At 74.0% G+C, this 10,005-nt stretch carries 9 protein-coding genes and 1 pseudogene; all 10 read right to left on the bottom strand.

Annotated elements, in window-relative coordinates; translation table 11 throughout:
- Positions 1-11: 11 nt before the first annotated feature.
- Entirely contained in the window at positions 12-491 is a 480-nt protein-coding gene (locus J2W21_RS13655) for an 8-oxo-dGTP diphosphatase (RefSeq protein ID WP_307115047.1), read from the bottom strand.
- Between the two features lie 31 nt (positions 492-522).
- Positions 523-1,506: a site-specific tyrosine recombinase XerD gene (xerD, locus tag J2W21_RS13660; protein ID WP_307115063.1), complete on the bottom strand. Its 984-nt coding sequence runs from the start codon at positions 1,504-1,506 to the stop codon at positions 523-525.
- Positions 1,507-1,535: 29 nt separating this feature from the next.
- The gene (locus J2W21_RS13665) at positions 1,536-2,219 is read right to left on the bottom strand and encodes an NUDIX domain-containing protein (protein WP_307115048.1); all 684 of its coding nucleotides are present in this window, start codon (positions 2,217-2,219) and stop codon (positions 1,536-1,538) included.
- A gap of 4 nt (positions 2,220-2,223) precedes the next feature.
- Positions 2,224-3,984 carry a CTP synthase gene (locus J2W21_RS13670; RefSeq protein WP_307115049.1) on the bottom strand — a complete coding sequence of 587 codons (1,761 nt, stop codon included), beginning with the start codon at positions 3,982-3,984 and terminating at the stop codon, positions 2,224-2,226.
- 62 nt (positions 3,985-4,046) lie between these two features.
- Positions 4,047-5,795: a DNA repair protein RecN gene (gene recN / locus J2W21_RS13675; protein ID WP_307115050.1), complete on the bottom strand. Its 1,749-nt coding sequence runs from the start codon at positions 5,793-5,795 to the stop codon at positions 4,047-4,049.
- Positions 5,792-6,811: an NAD kinase gene (locus J2W21_RS13680; RefSeq protein WP_307115051.1), complete on the bottom strand. Its 1,020-nt coding sequence runs from the start codon at positions 6,809-6,811 to the stop codon at positions 5,792-5,794. Before J2W21_RS13680 ends, recN begins: the two co-directional genes overlap by 4 nt.
- Positions 6,808-7,650 carry a TlyA family RNA methyltransferase gene (locus J2W21_RS13685; protein ID WP_307115052.1) on the bottom strand — a complete coding sequence of 281 codons (843 nt, stop codon included), beginning with the start codon at positions 7,648-7,650 and terminating at the stop codon, positions 6,808-6,810. Before J2W21_RS13685 ends, J2W21_RS13680 begins: the two co-directional genes overlap by 4 nt.
- A gap of 2 nt (positions 7,651-7,652) precedes the next feature.
- The gene (locus J2W21_RS13690; protein ID WP_307115053.1) at positions 7,653-7,820 is read right to left on the bottom strand and encodes a hypothetical protein; all 168 of its coding nucleotides are present in this window, start codon (positions 7,818-7,820) and stop codon (positions 7,653-7,655) included.
- Positions 7,821-7,871: 51 nt separating this feature from the next.
- Positions 7,872-8,852, bottom strand: coding sequence for an HAD-IIA family hydrolase (locus J2W21_RS13695; RefSeq protein WP_307115054.1), 981 nt, complete (start codon positions 8,850-8,852; stop codon positions 7,872-7,874).
- Between the two features lies 1 nt (position 8,853).
- Positions 8,854-10,005 (bottom strand): annotated as a pseudogene (locus J2W21_RS13700) (hypothetical protein); the annotation flags it as partial.

Raw genomic sequence — 10,005 nt, forward strand, 5'->3', positions numbered from 1 at the left:
TCCGCGCAGGATCACGGGCCGAGGACAGCGAAACGGAACACCGTCTCGTTGTCCTCGGCCATTTCCACGTAGAAGTCGGCGACGGTGCCGCCCAGGACCAGGGGGAGCCAGTGGTCGGCGTCCTGCCACATGTCCTCGATCGGCAGAGCCTCCACCGGGTACCACGAGGGCTCGATCTCCTCGGTCTCGGCGATCTCCCCGGTCCAGACGGCCGCGGTGAACATCGTGCACTCCATGTCCCAGGCCGGACGGGCGGGGAAGCGGAAGTCGACGGTTCCGGCCGGCTCCAGCACGGCGAGGTCGAGCACGACGCCGGCCTCCTCCCCGAGCTCGCGGACCGCGGCTTCCGCGGGGGTCTCCCCCGGTTCGACATGCCCGCCGAGGCCGACGATCTTGCCCCGGCCGAAGCCGCGCTTCTTGCGCCCGAGCAGGACCTCCCGGCCTCCCGCCGTCTCGCGCAGGAGGAAGCACAGCGCGACCGGCGCGCCCATCAGCCCGCGCCTCCGTGCCCCCGGGCGGCGCTCATCCGCGCGCCCTCGGGTGCGCTGCCGCGTAGACCTCGCGCAGCGTGTCCGCGGTGACGAGGGTGTACACCTGCGTGGTCGTCACCGAGGCGTGCCCGAGCAGCTCCTGGACGACGCGGACGTCCGCGCCGCCCTCCAGGAGGTGGGTGGCGAAGGAGTGCCGCAGGGTGTGCGGCGAGACGTCGCGGTCGATCTGTGCCTTCTGGGCGACGTCCTTGAGGATGGTCCACGCGCTCTGCCGGCTCAGCCGGCCCCCGCGGGCGTTGAGGAAGAGGCCCGGGGTGCCGCGCCCCTTCGCCACGAGGGCCGGGCGGCCGCGGACGATGTACGCGTCGAGGGCGCGGGCGGCGTAGGAGCCGATGGGCACGAGGCGCTCCTTGGAACCCTTGCCGAAGAGCCGCACCACGGCGGGACCGCCGTCGCCCGCCTCGAGCCGCAGGTCGTCCACGTCCAGGCCCACGGCCTCGCTGATGCGCGCCCCGGTGGCGTAGAGGAACTCGAGCAGGGCCCGGTCGCGCAGGCCGGAGGGGGTGTCGGCCGAGGCCGCCTCGAGGATCCGGGTGACCTCGTGGACGGTGATGGCCTTGGGCAGGCGCTGCCCGGCGAGCGGCGGGTGGACATCCGCCGCGGGGTCGTCCGCCGTGGTGCCCTCGAGCGCCCAGAACCGGTGCAGTCCGCGCACGGCGACCACGGTCCTCGCCGCGGACCGCGCGGTCAGCGGGCTGCCGCCGTCGGCCCCGTCGCGCAGCGCCTGGGCGAAGCCCCCGACGTGCTGGCGTTCGACGCCGCGGGGCGAGCCCACGCCCTGCCCCGCGAGGTAGGCGCCGTAGCGGGCGAGGTCCCGCCGGTAGGCGGCGAGGGTGTTCGCGGCGAGGCCGCGCTCGACGGCGAGGTGGCGGAGGTAGTCCTCGACGGCGCGGCCGAGCGCCGGCGGGACGTCAGCCGCGGGTGCCGGGGAGGGGGCGGCGGCCGGTGAGGCCAGCGCGGGATCGGGAGCCTGCACGGCGCCGGTCAGCGCTGGGCCGGGTGGGCCGGCCACGGGGTGTCGCCGGGACGCAGCGAGGCATATCCTCTGCGCCGCGCGGCGTCCGCGGCGAGCACTGCCACGACAGCGCTGGGGTTGTGGAGCCGGCCGGCGAGCACGGCCTGCACGGCGTCCTCGAGCTCCACCCAGACGAACTCGATCTCCGCCTCCTCGTCGGTCCGCTCATGCCGGTCGGCGTGCGGGATCTCCGTCAGCCCCTGGGCGAGGAAGATCCGGATGGCCTCGCTCGAGGACCCCGGAGAGGTGAAGAACTCGGCGAGGATGTGCCACTGGGAGGCCGTCAGGTCTGCTTCCTCGGCGAGTTCGCGCGAGGCCGCGTCGAGGGCGTGCTCGCCCTCGACGTCGAGCAGGCCGGCCGGGATCTCCCACAGGTCCATCCCGACCGGGTGGCGGTACTGGCGCAGCAGCAGGATGCGGCCGTCCTCGTCCATGGGGAGGATGGCCACCGCCCCGGGGTGGTCGATGTAGTCCCGCTGGAGCGTGCCGGCGCCGTCCGCGAGCTCGAAGGCGTCGCTGCGGACGTCCCAGATGCGCCCCCGGTAGACGGTCTCCGAGGAGAGCACGCGCCGCGGGCTCAGCGCATCCTCGACTCCCGAGGCGCGGTGGCCGGACGTCGGGTCGCCGTGTGCCCCCGGCGCGTGCGTGCCCATGGCGCTACTTGCCCTTGCCCGCAGCGGCCGCGGGGGCCTCGGCGGCCGCGGCCTGGCTGCGGCCCTTCGGGGCAGCGGTGCCGGCCTGGCGCTCGAGTGCGGCCTTGACGAGGCCCACGAAGAGCGGGTGCGGGCGCGTGGGGCGCGAGCCGAGCTCGGGGTGCGCCTGCGTGGCCACGTAGTACGGGTGCACGTCCTTGGGCAGCTCGGCGAACTCGACGAGCTTCCCGTCCGGCGAGGTCCCCGAGAACACGAGGCCCTTGGCGGCGATCTGCTCGCGGTAGGCGTTGTTCACCTCGTAGCGGTGGCGGTGGCGCTCGGCGACCTTGGTGGTCCCGTACGTCTCCGCGACGACGGAGCCCTCGTCGAGGACCGCGTCATAGAGGCCGAGGCGCATCGTGCCGCCCAGATCGCCCTTGCCCTCGACGATGTCGAGCTGCTCGGCCATCGTGGCGATGACCGGGTACTTCGAGTCGGGCTCGAACTCGCTCGAGGAGGCGCCCTCGAGGCCCACGACGTTGCGCGCGTACTCGATGACCATGCACTGCAGGCCGAGGCACAGGCCCAGGGTGGGCAGGCCGCTCTCGCGGGCGAGGGTCAGCGCGCCCAGCTTGCCCTCGAGGCCGCGGATGCCGAATCCGCCGGGCACGAGGATCGCGTCCACGCCGGCGAGCGCCTTCTTGGCGCCGGCCGGGGTCTGGCACTCGTCGGAGGCGACCCAGCGGATGTTGACCTTGGCATCGTTCGCGAAGCCGCCGGCCCGCAGCGCCTCGGTGACGGACAGGTAGGCGTCCGGGAGGTCGATGTACTTGCCGACGAGTGCGATCTCGACCTGGTGCGCGGGGTGGTGGACCACCTCGAGCAGTCGGTCCCACTTGGCCCAGTCGACGTCCTTGAAGGGCAGGTCCAGCGCGCGCACGATGTACGAGTCGAGGCCCTGGGCATGCAGCACCTTCGGGATGTCGTAGATGCTCGGGGCATCGGGGCAGCTGATCACGGCGTCGGTGTCGACGTCGCACATGCGGCCGATCTTGTCCCGCATCGCGTCGGGGATCGCGCGGTCCGAGCGGATGACGATGGCCTCCGGCTGGATGCCGATCGAGCGGAGGGCCGCGACCGAGTGCTGGGTCGGCTTGGTCTTGAGCTCCTGCGACGGGCCGATGTAGGGCACGAGCGAGACGTGCACGAAGAAGACGTTCGTGCGGCCCACGTCCTGGCGGACCTGACGGGCCGCCTCGAGGAACGGCTGGGACTCGATGTCGCCCACCGTGCCGCCGATCTCGGTGATGATCACGTCCGGGGCGTTCTCGCCCTCGGAGGGCAGCCGCATGCGCCGCTTGATCTCGTCCGTGATGTGCGGGATGACCTGGACGGTGTCGCCGAGGTACTCGCCGCGGCGCTCCTTGGCGATCACGGTCGAGTACACCTGGCCGGTGGTCACGTTGGCCGAGCCGTCGAGGGACTCGTCGAGGAAGCGCTCGTAGTGGCCGATGTCGAGGTCGGTCTCCGCGCCGTCCTCGGTGACGAAGACCTCTCCATGCTGGAAGGGGTTCATCGTGCCCGGGTCCACATTGAGGTAGGGATCGAGCTTCTGCATCGTGACCGAGAGGCCGCGGCCGCGCAGCAGGTGGCCGAGGCTGGATGCCGTCAGGCCTTTCCCGAGCGAGGAGGCCACGCCACCGGTGACGAAGATCTGCTTGGTCGTCTTGGCGGAGTCTGAAAAACGGGAATGAGTTCGCTGCACCACGGAATTCGAGCTTATCACCGATTCCGGCGCGGGCCTCCCGCCCCCGGGCGTGTCCCCGGACGCGTCCGCGGCAGGACGCCTCAGCCGGCCGCGGCCGCCCGCGAGGACTGGGCGTCCTCGAGGAGCTCGAGGGCGTGCGCGCGGGCGCTGGCGGAGTCCTCCTGCCCGGCGAGCATGCGCGCGAGCTCGACGACGCGCTCGGAGTCGTCGAGGACCCGGACGTCGCTCGAGGTGACGCCCGCGACGCCGTCGGCCGAGCGGCCCGAGGCGACCGAGGTCTTGATGACCGTGATGTGCCGGTCCGCGAATGCCGCGACCTGGGGCAGGTGGGTCACCACGATGACCTGGACGTGGCGGGCGAGCATCGCGAGCCTGCGCCCGATCTCCACCGCGGCGCGGCCGCCCACTCCCGAGTCGACTTCGTCGAAGACGAAGGTGGGGACGGGGTCCACCGCCGCCAGGACCACCTCGATCGCGAGCATGACGCGGGAGAGCTCGCCGCCCGAGGCGCCCTTCCCGAGCGCGCGCGCCGGGGCGCCGGCGTGCGGCTGCAGGAGGATCGCGATCGTGTCCGCTCCGTCCGGTCCGAGTTCTCCGGTCTCCTCGACCTCGACCCGCAGGGACGCGTCCGGCATCGCGAGGGCTGTGAGCTCCTCGCTGACCCGCTCGGCGAGCTCGACGGCCGCGGCCCGGCGGAGGGCCGTCATCTCGGCGGCGAGCTCCCCCAGGCGGGCCTCGTCGTCGGCGATCTTGGCTGTGAGGGTCTCGATCCGCCCGTCGTCGTCCTGGAGCTCGAACAGGCGCGCCTGGCCCGCCTCGGCCCACGCGATGACCTCCTCGAGCGTGGGGGCGTACTTGCGGGTCAGGCCGCCGAGGGCGGCCCTGCGCTCCTCGACCTCGGCGAGGCGGCCGGGCCCCTCGCCGTCGAGGGAGGCCGCGTAGCTGGCGAGCTCCTGGGCGATGTCGGCCAGGGCATACCCCACCTCGGCGAGCCTCTGCGCGGAGGCGCCGAGCGCGGCGTCGTGCTCCGAGACGTGCTCGAGCGCGCGGCGGGCGCCGTCGACGAGGGTGGTCGCGTCGGCCACCTCGCTGAAGTCCCCGGCGACGATCGCCTCGTGGGCCTCCTGCGCGGCCAGGCGCAGGGCCTCGGCGTTGGAGAGGCGTTCCGACTCCGCCTTGAGGGCCGCGTCCTCCCCCGGCTGGGGGTCCACCTCGGCGATCTCCGCGAGGGCCGCGCCCAGCGACTCGGCCTCGCGGATCCGTTCGCGCGAGGAGGAGGTCAGCTCCTCGAGCTCTCGCCGGGCGGCGGTCCACGAGGCGTAGAGCGCGGAGTAGGCGGCCTGCGTCTGCGCGAGCGGGGCGCCGGCGAACGTGTCGAGCGCGCGGCGCTGGGCCGCGGGTCCCTTCAGGCGCAGCTGCTCGGACTGGCCGTGGATGACCACGAGCTGGGAACCGACGTCGGCGAGGGTGCCCACGGGGGCCGACCGGCCGCCCACGTGGGCGCGGCTGCGGCCGTCCGAGCCGACGGTGCGGGCCAGCAGGAGTTCGGCGGCGCCGTCGTGCTCCTCGACCTCCGCTCCCGCCTCTTCGGCGCGGACGACGGCGGCGTGGCCGGGCTCGAGCTTCACCGTCGCCTCCGCGACCGCGGACTTCGCCCCGGTGCGCACGGCGCCGGCGTCCGAACGCCCGCCGAGCAGCAGCCCGAGCGCGGTGACCACCATCGTCTTGCCGGCGCCGGTCTCGCCCGTCACGACGCTCAGCCCCGGGCCGAGCGGCAGGGCGGCGTCCGTGATGACACCCAGGTCGCGGATTCTCAGTTCCTCGATCATGCGTGCTCCTCGCTGGATGCATCGGTGCCGCCGACGTCGCCGGCGGCGCGCTGGGCCCAGGCCACGGGCGGGACTTCCGGGACCATCGGCCCGGGCTCGGCGAGCGGGGCGCCCGGCGCGGGCCCGCGCCACCCGTGGATGGGCAGTTCGAACTTGCGCACGAGCCGCGCGGAGAACGGCGTCGTGCTGATCCTCGCGAGCCGGACCGGGAGGGGCGACTTCGTCACCTCGACCCGGGAGCCCGGCGGCAGGTCGACCGAGCGGCGCCCGTCGCACCACAGCACCGCGGCGGCGTCGGTGCGCCCCAGGATCTCGACCGCGAGGGTCGAGCGCGGGGAGACGACCAGCGGCTTGGCGAAGAGGGCGTGGGCGCTGATCGGCGCGATGAGGAGGGCCTCCACCTCGGGCCAGACGACCGGCCCGCCGGCCGAGAAGGCGTAGGCGGTGCTGCCGGTCGGCGTGGCGAGCACGATCCCGTCGCAGCCGTAGGAGGTGAGCGGCTTGCCGTCGACCTCGGTGACGACCTCGATCATCCGTTCCCGGTTGGCCTTCTCGATCGCGGCCTCGTTGAGCGCCCACGTGTGCGCGACCTTGGTGCCGTGCTGCCACACGGTGACGTCGATCGTCATGCGCTCCTCGACGGAGTAGCTCCTGGAGGCGATCCACTGGACGGTCTGGGCCAGGTCGGCCCGCTCGCTCTCGGCGAGAAATCCGACGTGCCCGAGGTTGACCCCGAGCAGCGGGACGTCGACATGGCGCACGAGCTCGGCCGCCCGCAGGATGGTCCCGTCGCCGCCGAGCACCATGACGAGTTCGACGTCCTCGAGCTGGACCTCCTCGCCGAGGACCTCGGTGGGGTGGTCGAGGCCGTCGAAGCGGGCCTCGAGGTGCGCCTGCTGCCCGGCGGGCATCACCGGGGACAGGCCCGAGCCGTACAGCTGGGCGGAGGCCTCGCGGGCGGCGAGCATCGAGTCCTCGCGGCCCAAGTGGGCAAGGAGCAGAACACGGCGGGTCACGCGGACGCCTCCTGGGGGTCGGTGGCAGGCCAGTGGGCGGCGACCCACTCTGCAGGCTCCTGCCCGGGCGGTTCGGAGTGGCCGTCGGTGCCCGCGGCGCGGTCGGCGGGGCGTGCGAGCCACAGGAAGTATTCGAGGTTGCCGTCCTGGCCCGGCAGCGGGCTCCGGGCGAGGCCACGCAGGGCCAGCCCCTCGCGGGCCGCCGCCTCCGCGACGGCGGCGACCGCGCGGCGTCGTTCGCCGTCGGAGCTGACGACGCCGGTCCGGGCCAGCCGCTCCCGGCCCACCTCGAACTGGGGCTTGACCATGAGCACGAGGTCGCCCCCGGCCTCGGTGCACGCCGCGAGGGCAGCGACCACGAGGGTGAGGGAGATGAAGGAGAGGTCTGCGACGGTGAGCGCTGCGGGGCCGCCGATCTGGTCGGGCCCCAGGTCGCGGACATTGAGTCCCTCGTGGACGCGGACGCGCGCGTCGTGGCGGAGCGCGTCGACGAGCTGGCCGTGGCCGACGTCGACCGCCACGACCTCGGCCGCGCCAGCCTGCAGGAGCACATCCGTGAAGCCGCCCGTCGAGGCACCCGCGTCGAGGCAGCGCCTGCCTCTCGGGTCGACGCCGCCGAACGCGGCGAGGGCGCCGGCGAGCTTGTGCCCCGCCCGGCTCACATAGCGGTCGTGCTCGGTCGCGGCGACGCTGATGTCCACGTGCTCGTCGACCGGCTGGGAGGGGCGGCCGGCTGCGGCGCCCGCGACGCGCACCGCGCCGCTGGCAATCAGCTTCGCCGCGTGGGTCCGCGAGCGGGCGAGGCCCCGGTGCACGAGTTCGAGGTCGAGTCGGGCCACCGCTACTCCGCCGGCTCCGCGTCGAGGACCTCGGACAGTGCCGCGTGGAACGCGTCGAACGCGTCTGCCTGCTCGGCGAGCGGGCGGCCGGCGGCGGCCTCCAGCGCCGCGAGGGCGGCACGGGCCTCGGGCAGCGCCGCCGTCGCGGCCATGTGCGGATCCTCGCTCATGCGTCCCAGCTTAGCGAGACTCCGCGGCCGCTCGGCTCAGGCCCCGCGCCGTCAGTGTGCCCAGCGCAGCTCGGGGGCCGTCCTCTCCTCGGCCTCGGGCAGGGCCGCCCACCATGCGGCGCAGGCCGCGCGCCAGGAGTCGAGGTCCTCACGGGAGCCGGCGACCTCGACCACTTCGCCGTTGGTGCGGGCCGACGAGGTGCCGACGTGCCAGGACCCGTCCGACGCGACGGGCTCGGGGTACGGCCTGAACAGGTCGTCGAGCGTGCGCAGGATGTAGGTGGGCCGCTCCGCGTGGCGTGCGCCGAGGATGGACTGCTCGGTGTCGACGCCGGTGAGCACCACCGCCGTCGCGAAGCCCGCACGGTTCCCGCCCAGGATGTCGGTGTCGAGCCGATCGCCCACCACCACGGGACGGCGCGAGCCGAGCCGCTCCGCCGCCGCCAGGAACAGGGGCGCCTCCGGCTTTCCGGCGACGAGCGGCTCCCGGCCGGTGGCCGCGCGCACGGCGGCAACGAGCGTCCCGTTGCCGGGCGCCATGCCGCGTGCCTGCGGAATGGACATGTCGGTGTTGGTCGCGATCCACACCGCACCCGCGGCCACGGCGTAGGCGGCCTCGGCGAGGTCCCGCCAGCCGAGGTCGGGGCTGAAGCCCTGGATGACGGCAGCCGGGTCCTCCTCGGCCGAGCGCACCGGCGTCAGGCCGCGCCGCTCGACCTCCCGGGCGAGGGCTGCGCTTCCCGTCACGAGGACCCGGGCCCCGGCGGGCACCTGCTGCGCGAGCAGCGACGCACCCGCCTGGGCCGAGCTCACCACGTCGTCGTCCCCGGCGGGGGCGCCGAGTTCGCGCAGGTGGGCGGCCACCTCGGCCGGGGAGCGGGAGGCGTTGTTCGTCACGTAGCCCAGCCGGACCCCACGTGGGGCGAGCGCCTGCAGCGCCTCGATGGCGCCCGGGATGGCGTGCGGGCCGGCGTAGACGACCCCGTCGAGGTCGGACAGGACCGCATCGAAGGCCTCGATGAGCTCGGCCATGCTACGCCCGGTCGTCCTCGCTGCCCGGCACCTGCTCGTCCGCGACTGCGGCCTCGCTGGCGGCGTCCTTGGTGGGCTCCGCTGCGGCGTCGGTCTCGTGGATCCCGATCTCGTCCTCCGCCAGGCCCGTCTCCTCGTTGCCGCCCTCGTCCGACGGCGCGCGGCCGGCGTCGTCCGCGGTCTCGCCCTCGTGCTCGTCGGCGAGGTCGTCCCGCGGCGAGGCGGCGGCCGACTTGGCGCGGCGCTCCTCGTCTTCGCGGCGCTGCTCCTCCTCGTCCCAGCCGAGGTCGACGATCTCGGGCTCCTCGTACTCGCCGACGCCGAGCGCCTTCTCGGCGACACCGATCTGGCGGTACCACTTGGACGCCTCCGACGCGCGTCCCGCGGCGGAGAGTGCGTCGGCGTACGCCTCGAAGAGGCGCGGGCTGAAGGAGAACGCCCGGTTGATGTCCAGCTGCGGGATCTCGAGCTCTGCGACGGCGCCCGCGTGGTCGCCCATGTCCGAGCGCGCCCCGGAGGCGACGATGGCGAGCTCGGCCTTGTTGGCGTTGTCGAGCATGTTCCGCTCGTCCGAGTGGGCAAGCTCGAGGGCCTTCTCGGGACGGCCGAGGCCACGCTCGCAGTCCGCCATGTGGGCCAGGTGGATGCTCGAGCCGGTGATCCGGCGGAACGTGCGGAACTCGCGGAGCGCGTCGTCGTAGCGGCCCGCGGCGTAGGCCGTCATGCCGACGGCCTCGCGGACGGCGCCGATGCGTCCTCCGCGCCGGCTGGCGGCGAGGGCATGCTGGAACGCAGCCTCGGGGTCGTCGTCGATCAGACGACCTGCCATGACCAGGTGCTTCGCGACCCACTCGCTGTTGTTGCCCTCGAGCGTGCGGAGCTGGCCGAAGGTCCCCCGGTCGAGCTCGCGCCCGGTCACATCCGGGTCGATCTCCGGCGACCGCTCGCGGTCCGGGCGGTTCGAGACGCGCAGGTCGCCGGCGTTGTGCGGGCGGGGACGCTCCTCGCGTGCCTCGGGCCGCTCGTGGCGGTCGAAGCGGCTCGGGCCGCGGTCGTCGCGCTGGAACGGACGACGCTCCCCACGGTCCTGACGGTCGAACTGGCGCGGACCACGGTCATCACGCTGGGGACGGTCACCGAACGGACGACGCTC

Origin of the sequence: Sinomonas atrocyanea (assembly GCF_030811715.1) — a bacterium.
GTDB classification, from domain to species: domain Bacteria; phylum Actinomycetota; class Actinomycetes; order Actinomycetales; family Micrococcaceae; genus Sinomonas; species Sinomonas atrocyanea_A.